We start from the raw sequence: 25,304 nt of genomic DNA, 5'->3' as shown, positions 1-25,304 counted from the left end.
TATGTAGATAATGCAGGCACGTCTTGATAATGGTTCAACGGAACACACCCAGGCCAACAAATAAAACATATTTATGTTTTGTTAACTATACGGCATTGTGTTTGCAATAGGTTAAATGCCGCTGCAAAAACAGCAGGCTTATATAAAAGCTATCTGGTGAAAGGTTACATAATTATATATAAATGTGTTTGCTACAGCTTTGAGCACACATAGAAAATAAATCGCAAAAATTTGGTAATTCATAGCCATTACATAAATTTGCGGGTGATATTTATTAGGGAAACATTAAACAATAATCTTAAAAAATACCTATGGCAAGCAAAAAGTACGCTTTGGTAGCAGGCTTATTAAGCCTTATTTCAACAGTTTCGTTTGCGCAACGTAATGACGCAAACGCAGACTACGCCCTGGATTCGTCGAAAGTATCTGTAAAAGACATGCCACAGTACAGCGAATTTAGAAACAACCAGTATCCTTATCCCGCCAAGCCAAAAAGCCAATGGGAACTGGGTATTGCAGCAGGGTATGCGGTAATAGCGGGAGATATCAAATCTAAAGCCGGTTTCGGTGGTGGTATCTCACTTAGAAAAGCACTCGGACATGTATTCTCTTTGAGGTTTGGTTACTTTGGCCACTTTACTTATGGTGAACCAAGTGCCTACCAGGACAATTTCTCAAGGGAGTTTAGGGCTAAAACCCACTCAGGTGCAATTGACCTGATCGCTTCCCTTAACACCATCAGCCACTACAGGGGCAATCCTAAAACCAACATCTACTTGTTGGTGGGTTCTGACCTGATTATGACACAGGTTCAGCAGAAAAATGCCCAGGGCGAATGGCACAACTTCTACGGCCAAGGACTTCCTAATACCCAGTCTGGTATTATAGGAACTGTTTTAGGCGAAGAAGTTAACGGCAGAAAAGGCTGGACTTTATTGCACGGTCTTAGCTTTGGTGGCGGTATCGCTTTCAAAGTTAGCGACAGGTGGAATATCGGTGTAGAACAAAGGTTCACTACTCCTTCTTCAGGTTATGACTACCTGGATGGCCAAAAAGGTGCTGGTGGCAACCGCGACATCTACAGCCTAACCACTGCAAGGATGAACTTCAACCTCGGCAGCACTTCCAAAAAAGTTGCTCCTCTTTGGTGGATCAATCCAAACAACTTTATCTACAACGAGCTGAATGTGCCCAAGCACATGAAAATCCCAACTCCTGTTCTGCCTGATGCAGACGGTGATGGTGTAACAGACCAGTTTGACCAGGAGCCTAACACTCCCGCTGGTTCTCCGGTTGACAGCCACGGTGTAGCTAAAGATACAGATGGCGACGGCGTTCCTGACTACAAAGACAAAGAATTACTTACTGCCCAAAGCTGCTTCCCTGTTGATGCAGATGGCGTAGGTAAATGTCCTGAGCCTCCTTGCTGCGCTGAGCTAAGGGAAGCCATGAAAACTCTTACTGCAAAACCAACTTGCGAAATCAGCCTACCAAGCGTTACATTTAAAGCAGGTAGCGTTACTTTAAGCAAAGATGCACAAGCTATCTTAACAAGCGCTGCACAGCAGATTAACAGCAACCCAACTTGTAACGTGAAAGTTATCGGTTACGGTGCAACCAACAAACGCGAACAGCAGTTAAGCTGGGATAGGGTTAATGCAGTTATCAAATACCTGGTTGAAAAACAAGGTGTTGCTGAAAGCCGTTTCATCTTCACTTACGGTCAAATGGGTGATGCTAACACAGTTGACCTGCAAGGCACATCAGAAACTGGCCCAAGCACAGTTCCTGCCCCGCACCCACAGTACAAAAAGACTAAATAAATCATAGATACTTTTTGCATCCAAAAACCGTCTCACTTTTGTGAGACGGTTTTTTCTTTTTTGGCCAATGTTGTTAACCGGAATGCCTTATTATGCGAAAACCTTTTTTATTGCTCACCTTCCTTTGCTGCGCATATTGTGCTTGTGCACAAACTAAAACTCACAAATGGTTAAAAGAACTTTTGTATGCAGGGGCTTCTAAACGCTTAAAGCAGGTGCTTGACAGCCCTGGTACCTACCAATATCAGCTTATTTATACACAGATAAACCGGGATAAAAAGAACAACCCGCACCTGCACCACTATTTTTTTAATGTTGACCGTAACCGTTATTTCAACCGGCTTCTACAGTTAAAATGCCGCTGGCATTCCTGGCGCTGCAAAAGTTGCATGCCCTAAAGCAGTACGGGATTGAGAAAAATACGGCTATGTTGACGGACAGCGGCTACAACAAACAGGTAGCAGTGCAATATGATTCTTCAGCCGAAAACTATAGGCCTTCGCTTGCCCATTATATTAAGAAAGTGTTTTTGGTAAGTGATAACAACGCCTATAACAGGTTGTATGAGTTTTTGGGGCAGCAGTATATTAACTTGGAGCTATGGAAAAAGGGATATAAAGACATACGCATTACCCGCAGGTTTATGCCGATGAATGAGGATGAAAACAGGCATACAAATCCTGTTCGGTTTAAAAACGGAGATAGTGTATTGTATTATCAGCCTGCGGCGGTAAGCAGGGTAGAGTTTGACTTTAGCAAAAAGGTCTTCATTGGAAAGGGGCATTACAACCGGCAGGATTCTTTGATACAAACGCCGATGGATTTTACCACGCACAATAATGCACCCTTGGAGGATTTGCAGCAGATCCTACAGTCGGCAATTTTCCCTTTGTCCGTAAAGCCGGCGCAGCGTTTTGGGCTGGATAGCCTGGATTATGCTTTTTTGCGGCAATACATGAGCGAATTGCCCCGGGAAAGCAAGTACCCGCGGTACGATACAACGGAGTATTTTGACAGCTATACCAAATTTTTCTGGTTTAAGGATGGCAGGCAACACCTGCCGGACTATATCCGTTCTTTCAATAAAACAGGCTGGTCTTATGGCTTTTTAACCGATGTGGCTTACATAGCGGACTTTAAGCACAATGTAGAATTCATGCTAAGTGCTGTAATATATGTTAACAGAGACGGCATACTTAACGATGACAAATATGAGTATGAAGAAACAGGCTACCCTTTTTTCAGGGAAATAGGTGAAATAATCTACCGGTATGAATTAGGTAGGCACAGAAAATACCTGCCTAATCTTGATGCCTTTAAGTTGGCATATTATTAGGGCGGGTTTTGTAATTTTTATACTGCATGGAAAATTATCATCTTATACTGGCGGTATTATGGATTGCGTATGCTTTTTTTCACAGCTTTTTTGCTGCTGAAGCTGTTAAGCAAAGAATGATGAAAGCGATGGGCCGCAGCTACAAATATTACCGTTTTTATTATGCCGTTTTTGCTTTTGTCACGCTCATTGCTGTTGTCATGTATCATGCGGGTATAAACAATTCTCCTTTATTTTGGAACGCCGCAGCCTGGCAAAAAGTTGTGGCGGTTGTAGCAGGTGTTGCCGGGGCTATCATTATGTCCGTATGCGCCAGGGTGTATTTTTCAGAAATGACCGGCCTGGATGCGTTTTCAAATAAAACCCATACTATCGGGTTGGTTAAAACGGGTTTGCACAAATACATGCGCCATCCTTTGTACGCAGGCACATTGCTGGTTATATGGGCACTCTTTTTATGGAAACCCAGTCTCAAAAACCTTATCTCCTGCGGGATAAATACCTTATATGTAGTTATTGGCGGCTGGCTGGAAGAAAAAAAACTGGTGGCCAGGTTTGGCAACAGCTACAGGAGTTATGCCGCCAAAACGCCCCTGTTTTTCTTTAAAATAAAGTAGTTGCACCTGCTACCGGCAGGATTAAATGAACAGGCTGCACAATGGTGAATAGCGTTACCAGCCGTACAAGTGAGTGACACAACAGCAGCCTCATAGTAGCCGTTTAGCCCGGACAATTATTATTGCTCAAACGTTTGCGCAGCAAACCATATCCCAAAAAATTAAGCTTCATTTCATCATTTTTTAAACGGGAATAGAGTAGAATTGCTGAAATTGCGGTAATTTTTTGTTCATTCTAAACCCAAAAAACACTCATGAGAAAGGCTAATATTCTTTTAGCTCTATTAATCTGTACCGTGCAGTTAAATGCCCAGCTTCAAACCTCTGACGGCGAAGGCGTAATGCAGGCTTCCTTTCTTAAAAAGCTGAATAAAAAAGCCAAATACGGCGCTTACCTGGTAGAAAAAGAAGTGGAATTCGCTACCACCAAAGGCGTAAATAACCAACCGGTGGTTACCGCTTTTGAAAAAGGCAATGTGGAGATGGTGGCCATTGAAAACCAGGCGAATGTTGGCTACCTGGTTGGGTATAACCAGTTTGTGAAACTAAAGGATTACGATTTCGAGATATTTTATGGCAGCAGGTTTAAAAGCCAGAAGTATGCTCCGGAAAAAGTTTCGCTTACCGATGACGCTATTTTCCTGGATGATAATTATGGCATGTTCTACGGCTTTAAAGCTGAGGAAATGGGCCAGCGCTGCCGGTTTAAATACAACTATGAATATACTGACGCCAAATATTTAACCCGTGTATTCTTTCACGAAGGCTTTCCGGTGCGGAGTACCAGCATAACCTTTAAGGTGCCGGACTGGTTGCAGCTTGAGATAACTGAGAAAAATTTTACAGGCTACCGTATTAAAAAAGAGACCAAAAAAGAAAAGAACCTTACCTCTTACTCATTTACCATAGAAAACCTGAGTGCTATAAAGCGGGAGCCATCTTCTCTTTCACGTCCATATTATTTGCCCCACCTGGTGATAACCGTACGCAGTTACAGCGTTAACCAAAAGCAGTACAATGGCTTTAAATCGCTGGATGATATGTATGCCTGGTATGATTTCCTGTATAAAAAGGCAGACAATAACCCGGATGCAGTTAAGGCGCAGGTAACACAACTAATGCAGGGCAAAACTACCGATGAAGACAAAGTAAAAGCCCTGTACTACTGGGTGCAGGATAACATACGCTATATAGCATTTGAAGAAGGCTATGCAGGCTTTGTTCCGCAAACAGTGCAGGAAGTTTATAAGAACAAGTACGGCGATTGTAAGGGCATGGCCAACCTGCTTACGGAGATGCTGAAACAAGCAGGTTTTGATGCACATTTTGCCTGGATTGGAACAAAAGACATACCGTACGACAGGAAAGAAATTCAATCCATGTGCGTAGATAACCATGCTATTTGCGTATTGTACCTCAAAGGCAAGACGTACTTTTTGGACGGTACAGAAAAATATGCCGCGATGGGCAAAAATGCGTACCGCATACAAGGTAAAAATGTATTGGTAGAGCATGGCGAAACCTATAAGGTAGAAACCGTACCCGCTGCTGTTATGGATGAAAACCAGATTGCCACAAAAGCCGCGCTAAAACTGGATGGCGAAAAAATAACCGGCCATGTGTCTTTAAAATTTGATGGCGAAGCCAAAAACTTCTTTCACAATATTTATAACAGCATCCCATCCAACAAGCGGAAAGATTTTGTGAATACGTTGCTTCAAATGAACAACAACTCAGAAATAAGCAATGTAAAAACATCTGACTTTTCCAACCGCGATATACCCATAACCATGGAAGGCGATATTGAAATAAGCAACCATGTAACCGTGGTGGATGACCTGTATTACACCAGTATTGATTTCTTTCCCGGCCAGATAACAAGGTTTATACCTGCAGAAGACAGGCAAAACCCTATTGATATGGACAATGTGTTTATTGCCCAGGATGAGGTAACACTGGAACTGCCTGCCAACGCCAAAGTGCAAAGCCTGCCCCAGCCATTTAAGGCAGACTTTAACAAGAATAACATAGAAGCCACTTACACCCAAAATGGCAGCAAAGTGGTATTGCAAAAAAAGCTGCAGCTAAATTCCCCGGTTATTTACACCAGCGAGTTTGCCAACTGGAAAACTTTTATCAATAAACTAAAAGAATTCAACCGTAACAACATTACCGTACAACTGTAATTGCTAAACCCCGGTTATCATGAAAAAAATAATTGTTTGTAGCGTTCTTATGGTGGCTTGTTGTGTGCACGGTTTTTCGCAGCAACGCATTAACAAAAGAGAACTGGAACTGCTTACCAAAAATGCCAAAGCAGCCAACCTGCTGAAAGACGATAACGACTTTTCCGCTTCTTCAGCCGCCAAATGGTCAACAGAAGGCGCTGTTATATTGAGCCAGAAAACAAGTTTTGAGTTTGATAAAAAAGGACTGAGTGCCGGTAAAAGAATTGGCCGCAATTTTTGGGGCCTGCTGTTTGCCATACCAACGCTGGGTAGCTCCCTGCTGTGGGCCAATGCCAATAACGATACCAAGATACTGGTAGAAGAAACAGAACGCCGTAAATTATTGCTGAACGATAAGTATGCCATAGAGCAGTACTCCGTTTTGTATTTCAGGTTATCTACAGAAGGGGATGCCTTTGCGGCCCGCGTAATTAAGAAAGACGGCTCTGTAACTGATATTGATTTTGCCGATGCCGTTAGGGTGGAAGATATACGTTCCGTGCCAGACCTGTTCAGAAGCTACACCGATGAGAAGTTTTCATCCAGGTACCGGCCCGCATTCTTTAAGCTGCCTGTATCCGACCTTGAAGAGGGCGATATAGTTGAATACGAATTCAAAAACTTTAATACACAGCAATATTCCAATAACCCGGATTACAAAGAGTTCTCCCCGGTGTATTACCTGTGCAACCGCTCTATGCCCGTTGCAAAGCAGGTAATTGAGGTGGTAACGGAAAACGATAACTATTACATAGGTTATAAAAGCTTAAAGGGCGCCCCGGATTTTACCCAAACCGGCAGCTCAGGCAAAAAAGTGTACCGCTGGGAAGACAATAACCGCGATAAAATTTCCGACACCAGGTTTCTTAACCGCATTATGGAGTTGCCCTCTGTAAAGTTCCAGGTTATCTATGCCCGCAACAGCAGTAAAAATTATATCTGGTTTAAGAACGAGGCGGATATGAAAAAAGATATCAGCACCGAAGAGCTTACAGAAAAGGCCAAACAATTCTGGTTTCACCCGGACAAGCTGTACAATACCGGTGATTACACTGCGGGCCTGCGCTCAGGTATCAGTGGTACTATTAAAAGCATGTACAAGCAAATGAAAAAACGCGGTATTACCGAGGCGGCAGATGATGATTATGTAAGAAAAGCCTATTACAGCATCCGCGCCAATACTTTGTATGATAACTGGAGCGACTATGCTTTTGCCAAAGTTTTCTCCGGCCTGCTGAAGGAAAAAAACTTAGACCACGAAATTATCGTTACCACCAGTAACCAGCGTACTTTATTGAATAAAGTTGCCTTTACACAGGAAGTGGGCTGGATAATAAAGTACAAGAATGGGTATTACTGCAACCCTGATGAGCACCTTAACCCCGAGGAACTGCCATCGTATTTTGCGGGTAACCAGGCCATCCGGTTTACGTACGATAACGAAAAGTCAAAGGCGGCCAACGATGTGTTGCCTGCCGCGGATACAGCCGTTAATTCAATCGCAACCATCATTGCCGCTACATTAGAGCCGGTTAATAAGGTAAATATGACCGTTGAAAAAACGGTTGAAGTAAAAGGTTGCGCCAAAGAAAGTGTTATTGATGAAGCATTGGCCTTAACCCCTTACATGGAGAATGATTTTAAGAACTACGACGGCCTGGGCATGTGGGAAGGTATGGACAGCAAAAGCGAAGAAAAAGCCATGAGCGAGTTTACCCAGCAAAAGAAAGAGTGGAAAGAAGAAAAGCCTAAAATGATGAAGGCCGTGGCACAAAACGATTATGATTTTTCCGTGGAAAGTTATGGCTCGTTTAAACTGTTGCAGGATGGCCGCAGCTTTAAAAAACGCAGCCTTAAATTTAGTGAGAACATTACCTTTTCCGAAGTTACAGCTACTGCCGGCAACGATATAGTTTTGGCGCTGCCTGCATTAATAAGCGGGCAAACCAAAATAAAGAAAGAAGACAGGGTGCGCAGCCTGCCCGCCGATGTAATTTATCCCAGAACGCTTAGCTGGACTATCTCCATGCCTGTGCCGGCCGGCTATACAGTTAAAGGGTTAGACAGGCTTAATAAATCCATCAGCAACGATTGTGGCAGTTTTACCACCGTTGCAAAGGCCGATAACAACACAATTACCATCACGGTGCAAAAAATGTACAAGCTCAAAAATTTCGAAGCATCCCAATGGCCAGCCATGCTGGCTATACTGGATGCCGCTTACAATTTTTCTCAATCAAAGCTGGTGTTGCAAAAGCAGCAATAGAACAATACAATCATACAAAACTGTAAAGAGGCTGCTCAATACTTTTGAGGCAGCCTCTTTTATTTGGGGCTGTCAGCAAGGATATTCTGCCCGGCATTTGTTCCGGCTTTTCGCTGCAAGTCCTCACCACTCGTGCCTCGTGGTTGCGGGCTTTCCGCTTCAATCCGGCAGCCATTCACCTGCTATACAAAGCCAGGCTTTTCCCACATGGTAGATATTGACCGGAAGGATAATTGGAGCCTTGCTTATTATCATTTTAAAGGCATCATCTTACACAGCAACAGACCCAACAACAGACCATCATCAAAAGAACGGTAGCCTTATGATTAAGTTTTCCCCAATCAGCTCCAAAGCTCCGTAGGAGCGATATGTTAGTAGCAGACAGGTAATCGCGGCCTGTTTTGTAGAGCCTCGTAGAGGCGATATGTTGAACAGGCTTTTGCAAAAGGGCCTGGTAATCACCCCTCATGCAGTGCTTCATCATCCTGTTTAACATATCGCACCTGCGGCGCTCTTTGCTTTTCGTTTCTTTTCTTATCTACTAACATACCGCCCCGATGGGGCTTGATTGTTGAATGTTCGCTTGTTCAAAGTTGAATGGTTACGACCCCGCCGCTTCAGATGAAACCGTTCAGGTTTTAAAAGCCTGAAAGGCTTTACTGACAATAGCCCCGGTTGCAAACCGGGGGTTATCGGCAGCACAATACCCCAACCCTGAAGGGGTTGAACTTTTACATATTCAACCCCTTCAGGGTTGTTGCACTATACGTTCATTAACCACGGGTTTCACCCGTGGCTATTGTTATTTTGCCCTTCGGGCAAGAGGGAAAATTTATTGATACTTAATCCGCCATCGTTATATTCAACGTGCCCTGCTCAACATACCATACCTACGGCGCTCTTTGCTTTTCGCTTCTTTTCTTATCTACTAACATGCCGCCCCGATGGGGCTTGATTGTTGAATCTTCGCTTGTTCAAAGTTGAATGGTTACGACCCCGCCGCTTCAGATGAAACCATTCAGGTTTTAAAAGCCTGAAAGGCTTTACTGACAATAGCCCCGGTTGCAAACCGGGGTTATCGGCAGCACAATATCCCAACCCTGAAGGGGTTGAACTTTTACATATTCAACCCCTTCAGGGTTGTAGCGCTATACGTTCATTAACCACGGGTTTCACCCGTGGCTATTGTTATTTTGCCTTCGGGCAAGGGGGAAAATTTATTGATACTTAACCCTACATCGTTCTATTCAATTTACCCTGCTCAACATATCGCACCTACGGCGCTCTTTGCTTTTCGCTTCTTTTCTTATCTACTAACATGCCGCCTGTACGAGGTTTTATTGTTCAATGTTCGCTTGTTCAAAGTTGAATGTTTGCGACCCCGCCGCTGTATGGCCCTTGTACCTTATAATCCCCATGTAATCTCATCGACTTCCCCATCAACAGACCGGTAACCTGCAACTGGTAACCGGCAACCGTCTTTCGGGTGAGGGATTGAAGCGGATACCCCGGTGAGGCCATCGCAGTACAGCCTTGTGCCGGAGTACGAGCAGAAAGCCCGACCCCTTGCGATAGCTTGGGGGCACCCCCAAAAAAGAAAAAAATGAAATCTTTTGGTTAATGTGTATTTTTTACACATATTTGAATCCTGAAACGAATTGCTGTATGAAGAAAATCTTTACACTCCCACTTTTATTGCTGGTATTTGCCGCAAAGGCGCAGTTACTAACCTGGTCTCCGGATTTTATCCAGGAAGCCTCAACACCAGTAGAAATTACCGTTGACGCCACGTTAGGTAACCAGGGCCTGAGAAATTACACCCCCACCACAGATGTGTATGTGCACATAGGGGCAATCACTTCCAAAAGCGCCAACGCGTCTGACTGGAAGTATGTAAAATTTAATTGGGGCACTACCACGCCTGCCGCCAATTGTACTTACCTGGGTAATAACAAATGGAAGTACAGCATCACAGGCGGGTTAAGAACATTTTTCAACATTACAGACGCATCTGAGACGATTAAGAAAATAGCCATCCTTTTCAGGAGTGGAAATGGCAACCTGAAGCAGGCCAATGCGGATGGCAGCGACACGTATGTTCCCGTTTATGACAACGGCCTGTACGCAAGGATTGATAACCCTTTCCGCCAGCCGAAATACAACCCTGTTCCCGATGCGCTTACCAAAAAAGTGGGAGATGCCTTAACCGTTACAGCCAAAGCCAGTAAAGCGGGCACGCTGAAAATTTACTTTAACGGCGCTGAGCTTAGCCCAACAGGCAGCACATCTGCAACTGTAAACACAAGCATTGCTGTTTCAGGCAACCAGCGCATTATTGCCGAAGCAGTTAGCGGGGGCAATACAGCAAAAGATACGTTTGATTTTTATGTAACACCTTCTAATGTAGTAGCAGATTTGCCCGCCGGCGTTAAAGATGGCATTAACTACGAGGCCGGCAACACTTCTGCCGTTCTTGTTTTGTATGCGCCCGGCAAGAACAATGTATTTGTGCTGGGTGATTTTAATAATTGGCAGCAATCAACCAACTACCAGATGAATGTTACACCGGACGGCAACCGTTTCTGGATACGTCTTACCGGCCTTACCGCGGGTACCGAATACGCATACCAATACCTGGTTGACGGCACTTTGCGGGTGGCCGATTACTTTACTGAAAAAGTGCTGGACCCGAATAACGATCAATACATACCTGCCGCAACATATCCTAACCTTAAAGCTTACCCTACAGGCAAAACAACCGGCATTGTAAGCATTTTGCAAACCGCCAAACCTGCTTACACCTGGCAGGCGCCTGCCTTTACCCGGCCGGATAAACGTAACCTGGTAATATATGAATTGCTGGTGCGTGATTTTGTGGCGGCCCAAAACTGGCAAACGCTGAAAGATACTTTGGGCTATCTTAAACGCCTTGGCATTAACGCCATTGAACTGATGCCTTTTAATGAATTTGAAGGCAATAATAGCTGGGGCTACAACCCAAGCTTTTATTTTGCGCCAGATAAGGCTTATGGTACAGAAACGGCTTTAAAACAGTTTATTGATGAATGCCACAAACAGGGCTTTGCTGTAATTATGGATATGGTGCTCAACCACTCCTTTGGCCAATCGCCCATGGTGCAGATGTACTGGGATGGCGCCAATAACCGGCCCGCCGCCAACAGCCCCTGGTTTAACCCGGCCGCTAAACACGCTTACAACGTTGGTTATGATTTTAACCACGAAAGCCAGGCCACCAAAGATTTTGTTGACAGGGTTTTGCAGTTCTGGTTAACCAATTACCATATTGACGGCTACCGCTTCGACCTGTCTAAGGGCTTTACTCAAAAGCAAACCTGCGATGCCAATGGCGGCAACTGTAATGTAGATAGCTGGGGGGCTTACGATGCCAGCCGCGTTGCCATCTGGAAACGTATTTACGCTAAACAGCAGAGTTACTCAGCGGGCAGCTATTGCATATTGGAACATTTTGCAGACAATACAGAAGAAAAAGAACTCTCCGCTGAAGGCATGATGCTATGGGGTAACAGCAACTATAACTTTAACGAAGCTACCATGGGCTGGCTGGCCAACTCAAACTTCGATTGGGGCCTTTATACCAAACGTGGCTGGACAACTCCCCATTTAATTACTTACCAGGAAAGCCACGACGAAGAAAGGCTGATGTTTAAGAATGAGCAATACGGAAACAGCAACGGCGCCTATAATGTAAAAACCATTGCCACCGGCTTGAAAAGAAATGGTATGGCAGCAGCTTTCTGGGCCTTGATGCCCGGCCCTAAAATGCTCTGGCAGTTTGGCGAGGTTGGCTATGACTTTTCCATTAACCGCTGCGAAAACGGTACCATTAACGATGCCTGCCGCACTAACCCAAAACCGGTAAGATGGGATTATTACCAGGATGCTAACCGCAAAGCTTTGTATAACACCTATGCGCAACTGATCAAACTAAAAACAAACCCTGCTTATCTTAATGCTTTTATCAGCAGCAATGTTACGTACAACCTGGCCGGCGCGGTTAAATGGCTGTATGTAACCGATGCATCACTCACCTATATTGTTTTTGGCAACTTTGACGTAGTTCCGCAAAGCGTAACAGTTACCTATCCATCCACAGGTACCTGGTACAGCTACCTTACCGATTCTGCAACGGTTATCAGCAATGTAAACCAGAATGTAGTCCTGCAGCCCGGGCAGTATTATGTGTTTACCAAAGATGTAAATCTTTACGGCTCTACGTTGCCTGTAAGCTGGCTTGGCTTTACTGCGCAGGAAAGCGCCAACCGTTCTGTGTTGCTAAAATGGAGCACTTCCTCAGAAAAAAATAATGCATACTATAATGTAGAGCGCAGCAGCGACGGAAGCAAATACATGGCTATCGGTACCGTTGCGGCCGGTAACGCCCCGGCATCTGTTCAGCGTTACAGCTTTACAGATAAGTATCCCGCAGCGGGCATTAACTATTACCGCATTAAGCAGGTGGATAAGGATGGCAAATTTGATTATTCTGCCGTTAAAACCATCAGTTTTACGGGCGCTGAAAAAACCTGGCAGCTATATCCCAACCCTGCCCGCAATGCTACCGCGGTTTATGCGCAGGCCAATGTTAATGCTATGCAAGTGGTTATCACTAACCTTGCCGGAAAATTGCTGTATAACAGCACTTACCGACAGGTTAAAGCCGGACAAAAAATAAGCCTGCCGGTAAACATATCAAAAGGGGTGTATTTCTTAAGAATAAACAGTGATGGACAGACACGCACGGAGAAACTGGTGGTGCAATAGCATGAAGCAGCTACAAGGCTTCAATTCAGTATTCACCATTGACGATTCACGCTGATGATACCAGCTTCATAACCCGTGGCATCGTCCCTTGCGTCGCAAGCACTTTATCTGTAGTGCTTATGGCATCTGCAGTTTCCGGTGATACAGGTTGGCAATAGGGTACAGCTTTTATTTAAGACATATAAATACAAAGGGCCGCGCCGCGGCCCTTTGTATTTTACTCAACAATAACAACACTCTTAATCGTGCCTGTCGCCACCAAGGCTATAGCTGTTATTTTCCTCGTCCTCTTCACCAATATCTTCATTGTCATCATCATCTTCCGCGCCTGGTATATCCAGGTCTTCCCCGGAAACTTCGGCATATTCATTCAGCGCTGTTCCATCGTCATCTTTATTATCCAGTATAACACGCCTTACACTTTCATCATCCTCTGTACCTGTGCTTTGTTCGCTTTGCTCCAGCAGTTCCTTTTCTTCTTCTGTTACATCACCTTCATCACCGCTGTCATCACCAAATACCCTATAACCTTCTTCATCGGCTGAGGAAATGGTGGTATCCCTGTACTCATTTAATGCAGGGGGATGTACATGTTCCTGGCCGGGAATATCCTTTACCTCCGGTAAGTCAATTGTCGCGGTTTCCGGCTGCATTTTTTCCTGGTCTTTCCTCGAATCGGTCAGGTCTGCAGAGCCGTTATTTTTTTTAGCCATAATGTACTGTTTTACTTAAAGAGCGGTAAAAATGATGCCAGCCATAAACAGCCTTGTCACAAAGCTTTGCGGCTTGCAAAAGGGTAAAATAATCTACAAATGAGTAAGCCAGTCGCCGCCTTGCAATAGGCAATACAAGTCATTAACATCAGGTAATCAATCAGTTAAGTTCTATGGCTTACTGTTTGCGCCATAAATAGTGTTTTTATAACCTAAAAAGCACTTGTATATGAAAAAAATCAGTTCGTTCGTATTAGTTGCCGCTGTTTGCCTGCTGCAGGCTTGCGGTGGTGGCAGCAGTAATCCGGATAGTACCGACAGCGCAGAAAACATCAATGAACAAAGGGATACAGGAAGTTTATCCGATAACGACGCTGCCAACCCGGGCACCGGCTTGCCTGTAGATAAAGATGCAGCCGATTTCGCCGTTAAAGCCGCCAGTGGCAGCATGATGGAAGTGGAATTAGGTAAACTGGCTGAACAAAAGGCGGTAAGTGAAAGGGTAAAAAATTTCGGCGCTATGATGGTGCAGGATCACACCGCAGCCTCGGATGAATTAAAGAAGATTGCTTCAGCAAAAAACATTGCATTGCCGGCAGAAATGGGAGATGAGCACAAAAAGCACATAGAAGATTTATCTAAAAAATCAGGTAAGGATTTTGATAAAGCTTATGTGGACTTAATGCTTGATGACCACAAAGAAGATGTAGAGGCTTTTCAAAAAGCAAGTAATGAATGTAAAGATCCTGATGTGAAAAACTTTGCAACACAAACATTGCCCGTGTTGCAAAAACACCTTGATTCAATTAAAGTTATCGCCGGTAAGAAATAATGGGTCCTGTTTTGCTTAAAGAAGAAAAGGCGCATCAAACATGCGTCTTTTCTCGTTTATATTGATCAATGATAACAGGAAAAGGTATATGGAATGTAGGTGGCAAAAATGCGGATATGCATTATAACATGCATCCTCCATAAGCCGCATTCGTCATTCTCTCAGCAGTTTTATAGTCTTTACCTGGCCTTCGCGATTAGTAACCTGTATAAGGTATAGCCCTCTGGAAAGCCCAGGCATCGTTAACCGGCAGGAAGCTGCATTGCCTGCGTTGATAAGCCGCAGGGGTCTTCCCTGTATGTCCAGCAGTTTTACGCTGGTAATATTAACGTTGCTCTGCAAGGTTACCATTTCTCCGTCGTGTACCGGATTAGGGCTTACCTGTAACTGCCATTTGCCTGTAAATTCCAGCCTACGGATGGGGCTGTAAGCTATAATGCCTTCGTTGTTCATCAACAGGCGATAGTAGCTAGCTCCCTGCAACGGGCTGTTATCAATAAAGCTATAACTGTTTTTACCGCTGCCGCCCTTCACAGGCATTTGGGTAAGCGTTTGCCAGTTCCTGCTGTCTGCACTGCGCTGCAGCTCAGACCGTTCTTTGCCATTTTCTTCGGCGGTTTGCCAATTGAGCAGTGCTTTATCCCCCCTTTTCTGCGCCGTAAAATCTACCAGCTTTACCGCTAATACGCCCAGCCCCCAGGTTACCGTGTAGCTGGCGGGGTCGCTCTGTACACCGGCGGCATCAACCACCGCATAGTTAAAGGTAAAGCCACTGTTACCATTGTGGTTAAAGGTGATGGTAAGCAATGAGGGGTCGTAATCTGTAATCGTTACAGGCCCGGTAATCTCAACTCCATTATACTTTAATACGTTGCCATCCATATTGCCCAGGCTGGTAATGACGAAAGTGGCGTTTTCACCTAACGGCCCGTCTTCGGGGTCTACCCCATCCAGTGGGAACATATTGCGGTAGCTGCCATTCATGGGGTAGGTGCCGCCACGGGTGGGCACAGGGTCAAGCGTTAAGTTAATAATAGACGCTTCTGGTATTGCATCCAGGCCAAAATTGGCATTGGTTGTGTTGGCGCTTACTGTACCCAGCGGCAGCACAGCATTTACTGTACCATCGCTGCCTGTGCCATCGCAGCAGTCTTCGCCTGTAGTTACATAGCCTGCAGGCAGGGTTACGGTTGGCACTGCGGTTTGGCCAACGGTTGCCGCGGTTGTGGTAAGGTACAAAGTATAATCATTTCCATCCGGCCCGGCAAGGGAATAGGTGCCGTTAGCTGCCACTGTGGTTACCGCGGCCACGGCGCCCGTGGTATTGTTATAGAGTACGGCATACAATGTATTTCCGGTGTTAGTGCCTGTACCATTTATAATATTATCAGAAAGCCCGTTAGCATCGTTGTAAACGGTACCTGAAATTGTTTTATCCAGGAAATTGGTGGCGCACATAGTAATGGGTGCACTTTCTGTATTGGTGTAACTGTACAAATGGTCGTCAGCGGTACTGCCCCCACCCTGCGATCCATCTTCACGGTGGCCAACATACCAGTAAGTCCCATCTGCCCCCACATACATAGAGGTATGACCACCAGCCTCGTAAAAAACGGCCTTATTGGTACCCACTGTAAACCCTTGCGGAATCATGGGCAGGCTGGTAAAGCTTAAAGAAGATGGTTGACCTAACATGCCCCCATCGTTAGAGCCCCAATGGTAAATAGTACCGTCATAAGCTATGGCGCCTGCAAAGCTTTGCTCGTTATCATGCTCCTGAACGGATATAAAACCAATATTTCGCAACGTATCCGTATTGGTGGTATTGCGTACCACTACCCAGCTATTCTGGTCTGTTGTGTTGCCATTGCCCAACTGGCCCACCTGGTTTTCTCCCATGCTGTAAATAATCCGCTGGCCGTTATGCACCACGTAATAAGAGGCAGCGCTGCCACCGGCTGTTTCGCCGGTATTTACACCAATCATGCGTACGTCGCTGATAGAGGTAAAAGCGGCTGGCTTTGTCATAAGTGTGGCCCTTGTCCTGTTGGCCACGGCAGTTCCGTTACCCAGCCTGGTAGCGGTGCCCCAGGTGTACCAGTCATTGGTTGAAGTAACGGCAAAGGCGCCGTCAAAACTTATGCGCAGGTGTACCACGCCGGTAAGTGCCGGGTTGCCGGCGGCCGTAGTTTGCACCCGGTGCCATACGGCATTGGCCGTGGTTACCCCATCACCGTATAAAAAAGCCGCAGCGCCCAGCACATACACTTCACCTGTTTTGGTAGCAATGGCCAGCGCCTGGGCCGTAGCGGTCATTATGGTTACATCAGAAGGGTTAACGCCAACCGGCAGGCCGTACAGGTTGCCGTTGGTTGGTGAAACCATTTTATCAAATGCGTCTGAAGCGGTCATGGCAGCGGGCAACACTCTGGGCTCTTCACTCCATGCATACAGCCCGGCTGTAGTGAGGACAATATGCTGGGAATTTCCGTTGCCGCTGGAACCCATAGCTACTTTTAAAATAGTACCACTGTAAGAATAGCCATTGGCAGGAGAAAGGGCCTGGGCCGTATAAAGTGGATCTGTACCATTGGGCATACCATGTTCTCCCCATACATACCAGGTGCCATCAGTGCCTTTCGCAATGGTAGTATGGTAGGCGCTTACAAACTGGTCATAAAGGTCGCTGCTGCAGCTTGGGGTATAGGTTTGTATGCCAAAATTCTGGTTGCCGATATCGGCAGTAGCTGTGGTTAATTCTATTTGCCCGGTAACGGCTGTTTGGGTAGCGGTATTGCCGCTGCCAACAGCCTCGCCTGTATTAATGTAACTGCCGGGTAATGCGCCGGGCGTGGTGGCAGTAGCCACACTTGCCAGCACCAACCGCATGCCCGATGTGGAGGGTGGCGCTGCCAGCCCCCATGTGCCATCGGCCGCTACCGGCGAAGATGCGATAACGGTGCCGCCGGAATTAACCAGGTTTACAAACAGTGGGCCGCCGCCATTGGTGCCGGTTTCGCCACCGGCAAAAATAATGTCTCCATTGGCGTCATTCCATACTGCCCCGCTTATCAACTGTGCCGCCGATACCCCAAATTCAGAGGTATTGCCGCTTGCGTCTATGGCGATGGCTGTTAAACGGTCTGTAGTAGTAAAGGTTGCCCCCGATACCAGGGTAAAAGTAGAATTGGTAAACGCGTTGGTAGTGGTTATGCTACCCAGGTATTGCACACCCTCCCCATGTGGTACGGAGCGGCTGCAGGCATTGGTAAGCTGGCCGTTCTGGTCGCCATCATCGGCCAGTTTGTAAAACTGTATGGTTTTTGTACCGGTTATGGTTGTGCCCGCCGTAGTTTCCACGCCCCCGCTGCAATTACTAACATAGCCACTCACCGTCATTGTAGTGCCATTGATGGAATAGGTTGTAATTACCGGGTAATCTAATGAAAGGTTGGGTGTATTGGCAGTTGTAGCCCCATCGTTTAAGGTAACCAGGTTATCCCCCAGGTCTATCGGCAATCCAACGTTGCTGAAAATGCTGTTGCGGGAAATTCTGTTGCCTGTAGCGGCCACGCCGCTGGCACTGGCTACAGCAACCCCCGATCTTTGTCCTGCGGTTGCCGCGTCGGAGCCGTTGTAAGCTATCACATTTGCCTCTATATCGTCGCGGGTACCATCATCATTTGCCCCAATCCGGTTATTGGTTACCGCGGCGCCGGATGTGGAACCAAGCCTTACGCCCTCCCTTGAATTACCTACATCAGAAGTGCCATTAGCACCCACCCCAATATAATTGCCGGTGATGATATTACTGCTGGAACCCGTGCGGATAAATATGCCCCGCCCGTTAATGGCGCCGCCAATTATATTTCTTTCCAGGGCATCATCATCAGCATTTGAATCGGTACCTATAATTATCCCGTTGGAAGTATTTAAAATATCAATACCTGTACCGCCTATGGAGCCTCCGCCCTGGCCATTACCGAGTGCAACATTCCCTGTAGCATCTACACCAATGTAATTACCGGCAATGCGCAACTGGGCGGTAGCATTTTTACTGGTTACATAAATACCGGTTGTTTGGTTGCCGGATATTATGTTCCTTACATACTGCGCTGAAGCGGCCACATGTATGCCATCGTCAAAACCTATGCGCACATTTGCGGTGCTGTTAAGTGTATTAAGGTAAATAGCCGGGTAAGTGGCGCTGCCCGTTTTTTTACCATTGGGTACAGCGGTGGTACCTGCGGCATCTGTACCGATATAGTTGCCCGCTATCCTAAGGTTAGAACTTCCTCCCAATACCCCAATGCCAAAGCCATTATTGCCCGAAATAACATTTCTCTCCAATGCGTCGCTGGTGCCATCGCCGTTGCTGCCGATGGTAATTGTGGATGCGGCAACCGCGGTAGCCATATCAATGCCGCTGTACCCGCCGCCTTCAGCACCGTCAATAGCAGCAAGGCCGTTGGGCGCAGCGGTTAACCCGTCAGCCGCAAGGCCAATGTAGTTGCCTGAAATGCGGAGATTGGTAAATGTATAGGCCACTGCTGATTTACCAATTTGTATGCCATCGCCACCGCCGGTAACGCCGGCGGAATTAGACAGCACATTGCCCTCATTGGCATCATTGGTACCGTTACCATCCGTACCTATGTATACATTGGTAAATGTAGCAGTGGTGTTAACAGTGGGGTGCCCTAAAAAAATAGCATCGTCACCGTTAAAGCTGGCTGATGAGGGGCTGGTACCATCCGGCAGCAGGCCTATGTAATTGCCCCAGATATGCAGGGTGTTGATACCGGGCTCTACCACAATTGCTTCTATCCCATCCGCACTGTTGTATACACTTAGTCCGCTTAATGAGGAACCCCCTGCGGCGGATGTAAACCTGAAAATGCCATCTATGGTTGCAGCGGTAGTGCGGCCTGTTCCGGTTGTTACATCGTTGGCGTTTATGGCAATCATAATGGTGCGGCTGCCGATAGCGCCCTGTACAGATCCTGTTTGGCTATATCCGTTAATAGTGGTGGGGCCGGTAATAATGGGTAGCAACGATGACAGGGTTATGGTAAAGGGCCCTGTACCGGCGATATTAAAGTTGATGATATCTGCTCCGGCATTGCTGTTGGCATCGGTAATGGCCTGCCGTAAAGAGCCTGCGCCGGCATCGTTGGTATTGGTTACGTTGTAAGTTGCGGCATGGGCTGACAGGATGCTGAAAAACAAAGCCAGCCCCGTGAAGCAAGCAGCATGTAATGGTCTTTTCATGTCTGTCCAAATTTGGGTTACAGCTATCGGGTAGCCAGGTATGTAACAGTTATTCGTAACTGTTAAGCAACCTGTATTCTAACGTGTATAGAAGGTTATGTGTGCCTGGTTTTGTTAAGCTCAATGGTTAAATGCGATGGGTGTGGCTGATAAACTTTTCCCTTAAGGTTGTTCCCTGTTTTAACAGATCGTATCTGACCGCGTCACCGCAGTTTGTACCTGAATCCGAGGGGAGTAATTCTGGACAGAAATATGTCTGTTTAGGTATGTTCAGGCTGTTTTACTATTTCCTTGCATGGGCTGTTTATCCTGTTAGCGGTAAAACTTGTGTGAGTTTGTGGCTATGTTGCCTGGTAATAAACACGTAACAATCAATATTGATTCTGTAGCGGCAGCTTAGCTGCCACGGGCTTTGAACGGTGGCCATATTGGGCAAATGGCCAGGTGTTTTTAGCTTTCATACAAAACTTAGATTTGAAAAGGGTATGTTACTTATTCAAATTTAGACTGACATACCTAAAAATAAGTAGGCTATCATCATCAATTTTAGAGTTTTCAGCGGTTTTTAAGCTGGATATACAAATTCTACTGAATCCAATCCTCTTCACCTGTAATTATCTTTTGCACAAGACATCGTGCATAGTGTTTCTGCCTTACATCTTTTATTGCCATAGTTGCAGGCTGTTATCATCAACTGCATAATAACTGGGTAACAACATGCGGTAGCCTGCAATTAATCAACAGGTGGCACCGGAGGGTGAGGGATTGAAGCGGCTACCCCGGTGAGGGCATGGCAGCCTGGCTATTGTGCCGGAGTAATAGCGGAAAGCCCGACCCCTTGCGCAGCTTGGGGGCACCCCCATTATAATGTTAGATGTATGATGTGGGATGTATGATGTAAAACCAAATTTTTCTTCGTAACATTATCATCCTTCAATCAGTTTTGCTTCCTGTAACCGCATGCGGTAAGCGTTAATAGCCGTATCGCCCAACTGGTTAATGAGCCGGTAGTTTACAATTACCCCCACAACCGCTCCAATGCCGGGTATTAACTGGGCCATTTTGGCAATATCAATGTAATCGCGGTATTCCTGTTGAAAGTTGAGCCAGTCAAACTGGTGTATGTCTTCGGGTATGAGCTTGCTTTTTTCATTCCAGTCTGTAATCTGCTCAAAAACATCCCTGCGGCGTTGCTGGCTGGAAAAAGCCAGTTGAAAAATATGCAGTATAAATAACCTTTCTTTATAGTCCTTTACCGAAAAACCATACACGGAAGCTATATCAAACAGCATTTTCATTTTCATGCTCAGCAGTATGGGAAAATCTGCCAGGCCCAGCAATATGCCGCCTGCGCCTGTAATGCCCCCTTCTGTGGCGGCGGCTTTTTTATAAAAATCAATTTTTTCTTTCACCACCGCTTCCGTTGCTTCCAGTGTGGAATAGGGTGTACGGCTGCGGGTGGTGTACGTGGAACCAAATAGCACCCCCCGCACCATTTGTTTAATAGTGGCCGTTACCGCTTTGTGAACCTTATCGGGTATGTAGCTGTTTATTTTTACCTGCAATTTTTTAGACAGCCTGTTGATAAGCGATGGCTTTTTCTTCATCTTCTTTTGCCAGGCTTTTAATTCCTGCATGGCTTGTAGTTCGTAGCTGTTCATATTAAACTAAGTTAGCCCAATATTTTTGCCGTTTTCGTTTTATCAATTTCTTTTGCTGCATGAAACCGGCTTTGATTCGTTTGCACATAGCAGTTTTTTTGTGGGGCTTTACGGGTGTGCTGGGCCGGAGCATTGACTTAAATGAAGGGTGGCTGGTATGGTGGCGCATGCTTCTTGCTTCTGTAAGCCTTGTTATACTCTTTGGCTTTCAGCAAAAGCTGCACAGGGTTGCCTGGAAAGATTTTTTTAAAATAGCATTTATCGGCACCCTGCTGGCCATACACTGGCTGCTTTTTTATGGAAGCATAAAGTATTCCAATGTATCTATAGCGCTTACCTGTTTATCTACTGCGGGGCTTTTATCTGCCCTTGCCGAACCCCTGTTTTTCAGGCGTAAGATTAATTTTTTTGAGGTGTTGCTGGGCTTATTCGCTTTGGGTGGCATAGCGATCATTTATTATTCCAACCTGCACTTTTCTGTAGGTATTTATATAGGGTTGCTGTCAACGTTGTTTACAGTGCTGGTTTCTATATTAAACAAAAGTATTGTGCGGGGCTACATGCCCGAAACCATAATATTATACCAGTTGCCGGGCGGTTTTATCGGTCTTACCTTGCTGATGCCGTTATACGAACAGCTTTTTCCGGCAGTAAAACATTTACCCCATGGCTACGATTGGTTATGGCTCTTTGTGTTAAGCTGGCTTTGTACCATTTTAACTTTCTTCCTGTACATTAAGGCCCTGCAAAAGGTTAGCGCTTTCACCATTAACCTAACGCTAACCCTGGAGCCGGTGTATGGAATTTTACTGGCCTTTGTGCTATATCAGGAGAACGAGTCGTTAAGCAGTTATTTCTATATTGGTTTTTTTCTTATCCTGGCAGCCGTAGTGTTGCAAATGTATAACCTCATGAAAAACCGGAAGGCCGCAGGCCAATGTCATTAAGTTAAGGAAACGAATGTCAGGTTGAGCTTGTCGAAACCGGGTTATGCAAGCCGTTTTTTCACCAATACGCCATCGACAGGCTCAGGCTGAAAGCTTAGCTTAATGATATGGGGCCGCAGGCACCTAACTATAAAAAAGCAAACACTTCATGGTGTTGCACTTTTTCTTCAAATTCCAGCAAAAAGCACTCATCTTCGGGGTAGTATTTGGCCTTTTTAACATCATCACCGGCAAAATTTTTAATTGCTTCCAGGTTCTCCCAGTAGGTAACCAGCGTAAAATGGCCTTCATTGTTGCGGATGTTACGCAGGAAAGCCAGACCTTTAAAGCCCGGCGTTTTCTTATAGTCCGGTATCGCTAACCTGTTAAGCAACGCGGTATAAGCTTCATAATTGGCTGCGGTGGTTTTGCCATGCCATATCCTTGCAATCATATAAAAAATTAAGAATGGTTACACGTTATATAGGCTAAGAATTTTATGGGCCCGGCAGCAGGAACAAACAGGAGGCTTTACTTGCGTCGCACTCTTGTACGCCATTGCTATATTCAGCAAACAAAAATCCGCATCCCATGGCATTGTGGGTACACCCGGTAATTCCATGAACATTTGACAAAAGCCAAGTAAAGCTGCCGGCATTTAAAATATGACCCACCGCCCCCGGTGAAAACAGTGTATTTTAGTACAAAAAACATAAAGGCGTACCACCAAAACCACATTTTCAATCATTTCTTAAGGCAGTCATAACATAATATTCATCCTCTTAGCGCTTGCCACGCCGTTGCATTTCCGTACATTTGCAGCTTAATTTCAAAAGATTTAGCCGCGAATTGCCTGAAAGCCTTTACAGGCTTCATTCAGCGCTCACTGCTAACTCCGCAAAGTAGTTACACACAATTTATGGATATCCGCAACATCGCTATCATCGCCCACGTAGACCACGGAAAAACAACCCTGGTAGATAAAATTTTACACGCTACCAAAGTGTTTCGTGACAACCAGGAAACGGGCGAACTGATTATGGACAGCAACGACCTGGAAAGGGAGCGTGGCATTACCATTTTCAGCAAAAACGCCGCTGTTACCTACAAAGGCGTAAAAATAAATGTAATTGACACCCCCGGCCACAGTGATTTTGGCGGAGAGGTAGAACGCGTATTAAAAATGGCCGACGGGGTTATTTTGCTGGTAGACGCTTTTGAGGGCCCAATGCCGCAAACACGTTTTGTACTGCAAAAAGCCCTGCAACTGCACCTTAAGCCTATCGTGGTAATTAATAAGGTAGATAAACCTAACTGCCGCCCCGATGAAGTGCACGATGCTGTTTTTGAACTGTTCTTTAACCTGGATGCTACCGAAGAACAGCTTGATTTTCCTACCTACTATGGCAGCGGCAAAAACGGCTGGTTTAACGACAGCCTTACCCAAAGCGAAGACATTACACCTTTACTCGACGGTATTATTAAGCATGTACCAGCGCCCAAAGTAAACGAAGGGCCCGTTCAAATGCAGATTACTTCTCTTGATTATTCTTCTTTTCTTGGCCGTATTGCCATTGGTAAAGTTGCCCGTGGTGTTATAAAAGAAAATATGCCCATCGCCCTTGTACAGGCCAGTGGCGCCATCAAAAAGTCAAGGGTGCGTGAATTATATGTGTTTGAAGGGATGGGTAAAAAAAGGGTGGCTGAAGTAGTAGCTGGCGACCTTTGCGCTGTAGTGGGCCTGGAAGATTTTAATATTGGTGATACCATTGCCGATGTGGAAAATCCTGAAGCATTGCCGGTTATTAGTGTTGATGAACCTACCATGAGCATGTTGTTCAGCATCAATAACTCTCCGTTTTTTGGTAAGGATGGTAAATTTGTTACCAGCCGCCACCTGCGGGACCGCCTGATGAAAGAAACTGAAAAAAACCTGGCCCTGCGTGTTGAAGATACCGACAGCGCTGACAGCTTCCTGGTTTATGGCCGTGGCATTCTTCACCTGGGTATTTTAATTGAAACCATGCGCCGCGAGGGCTACGAATTAACAGTTGGCCAGCCGCAGGTATTGGTAAAGTATATTGACGGTAAAAAATGTGAGCCTTACGAAAACCTGGTGGTAGATGTACCCAGCGAGTTCAGCGGTAAGGTTATAGACCTGGTTACCCAGCGCAAGGGCGAAATGCATGTAATGGAAACCAAGGGCGAAATGCAGCACCTGGAGTTTGAAATACCTTCAAGGGGTTTGATTGGCCTGCGCTCTACCATGCTTACCAACACAGCGGGCGAAGCTGTAATGGCACATACTTTTAACGAATACAAACCCTGGAAAGGCGCAATACCTGGCAGAAATAACGGTGTATTGTTATCTAAAAACCAGGCAGCCACTACTGCTTACTCTATTGACAAGCTGCAGGACAGGGGCGCTTTCTTTGTTGACCCAGGGGAAGATGTATATGCCGGCCAGATTATTGCCGAGCACATTAAACCAGGCGACCTGGTGGTAAACGCTACCGAAGGTAAAAAGTTAACCAACCACCGCGCCAGCGGCAGCGATGACAGCGTACGCATTACACCCAAAATACTGATGACACTGGAAGAGTGCATGGAATACATTCAGCATGATGAGTGCATTGAAGTAACGCCCAACAAAATACGTATGCGTAAAACCATACTGGACGAGGAAGAGCGTAAAAAACAACAGAAAAGGTTAAGCGCCGAAGCGGTGTAACAATCGCTTTCATTATATAATCATCGCCATGCTTTTTAAGTGTGGCGATTTTTTTATGCCTGCAACATAGTCCCCGGCATCGCTACTTGCTTAGCAA

Annotated in this window: 13 protein-coding genes; 9 read left to right on the top strand and 4 right to left on the bottom strand. The window is 45.7% G+C overall.

Annotated elements, in window-relative coordinates:
* Nucleotides 1–311: 311 nt before the first annotated feature.
* From F0364_RS10715 to F0364_RS10690, 6 genes are all read left to right on the top strand, one after another.
* Nucleotides 312–1,823 (top strand): OmpA family protein, encoded by a 1,512-nt coding sequence (locus F0364_RS10715; RefSeq protein ID WP_153797769.1) that lies wholly within the window; start codon nt 312–314, stop codon nt 1,821–1,823.
* A 355-nt stretch (nt 1,824–2,178) separates the two neighbouring features.
* Complete coding sequence (locus F0364_RS10710) at nt 2,179–3,159, top strand: serine hydrolase (RefSeq protein ID WP_235921053.1); 981 nt, start codon at nt 2,179–2,181, stop codon at nt 3,157–3,159.
* Nucleotides 3,160–3,185: 26 nt separating this feature from the next.
* Complete coding sequence (locus F0364_RS10705) at nt 3,186–3,776, top strand: methyltransferase family protein (RefSeq protein ID WP_153797768.1); 591 nt, start codon at nt 3,186–3,188, stop codon at nt 3,774–3,776.
* 254 nt (nt 3,777–4,030) lie between these two features.
* On the top strand, nt 4,031–5,962 hold the full coding sequence (locus tag F0364_RS10700; RefSeq protein WP_153797767.1) for a transglutaminase domain-containing protein: 1,932 nt from the start codon (nt 4,031–4,033) through the stop codon (nt 5,960–5,962).
* Nucleotides 5,963–5,981: 19 nt separating this feature from the next.
* Nucleotides 5,982–8,270: a DUF3858 domain-containing protein gene (locus F0364_RS10695; RefSeq protein WP_153797766.1), complete on the top strand. Its 2,289-nt coding sequence runs from the start codon at nt 5,982–5,984 to the stop codon at nt 8,268–8,270.
* A 1,665-nt stretch (nt 8,271–9,935) separates the two neighbouring features.
* Nucleotides 9,936–13,073 (top strand): alpha-amylase family glycosyl hydrolase, encoded by a 3,138-nt coding sequence (locus F0364_RS10690; RefSeq protein WP_153797765.1) that lies wholly within the window; start codon nt 9,936–9,938, stop codon nt 13,071–13,073.
* Nucleotides 13,074–13,312: 239 nt separating this feature from the next.
* On the opposite strand, the gene F0364_RS10685 is transcribed toward F0364_RS10690, so the two are convergent.
* Nucleotides 13,313–13,786: a hypothetical protein gene (locus tag F0364_RS10685; RefSeq protein WP_153797764.1), complete on the bottom strand. Its 474-nt coding sequence runs from the start codon at nt 13,784–13,786 to the stop codon at nt 13,313–13,315.
* A 229-nt stretch (nt 13,787–14,015) separates the two neighbouring features.
* Here F0364_RS10685 and F0364_RS10680 point away from each other — a divergent pair, with 229 nt between their 5' ends.
* On the top strand, nt 14,016–14,618 hold the full coding sequence (locus F0364_RS10680) for a DUF4142 domain-containing protein (RefSeq protein WP_153797763.1): 603 nt from the start codon (nt 14,016–14,018) through the stop codon (nt 14,616–14,618).
* Nucleotides 14,619–14,771: 153 nt separating this feature from the next.
* Here F0364_RS10680 and F0364_RS10675 read toward each other — a convergent pair whose 3' ends face one another.
* Entirely contained in the window at nt 14,772–19,889 is a 5,118-nt protein-coding gene (locus tag F0364_RS10675; protein ID WP_153797762.1) for a T9SS type A sorting domain-containing protein, read from the bottom strand.
* Nucleotides 19,890–20,815: 926 nt separating this feature from the next.
* A complete protein-coding gene (locus F0364_RS10670; protein WP_153797761.1) occupies nt 20,816–21,550 on the bottom strand; it encodes an EcsC family protein in 735 nt (244 codons plus the stop codon).
* Nucleotides 21,551–21,609: 59 nt separating this feature from the next.
* On the opposite strand from F0364_RS10670, the gene F0364_RS10665 reads away from it, so the two are divergent.
* Complete coding sequence (locus F0364_RS10665; RefSeq protein WP_153797760.1) at nt 21,610–22,497, top strand: DMT family transporter; 888 nt, start codon at nt 21,610–21,612, stop codon at nt 22,495–22,497.
* Between the two features lie 127 nt (nt 22,498–22,624).
* On the opposite strand, the gene F0364_RS10660 is transcribed toward F0364_RS10665, so the two are convergent.
* Nucleotides 22,625–22,930, bottom strand: coding sequence for an antibiotic biosynthesis monooxygenase family protein (locus tag F0364_RS10660; protein WP_153797759.1), 306 nt, complete (start codon nt 22,928–22,930; stop codon nt 22,625–22,627).
* Nucleotides 22,931–23,395: 465 nt separating this feature from the next.
* Here F0364_RS10660 and typA point away from each other — a divergent pair, with 465 nt between their 5' ends.
* Nucleotides 23,396–25,207, top strand: coding sequence for a translational GTPase TypA (gene typA, locus F0364_RS10655; protein ID WP_153797758.1), 1,812 nt, complete (start codon nt 23,396–23,398; stop codon nt 25,205–25,207).
* Nucleotides 25,208–25,304: the final 97 nt, after the last annotated feature.

Source organism: Foetidibacter luteolus (genome assembly GCF_009650435.1).
GTDB classification, from domain to species: Bacteria; Bacteroidota; Bacteroidia; order Chitinophagales; family Chitinophagaceae; genus Foetidibacter; species Foetidibacter luteolus.
Note: the sequence above shows the minus strand (reverse complement) of the source record. Positions and strands in the feature narration are given on the sequence as shown.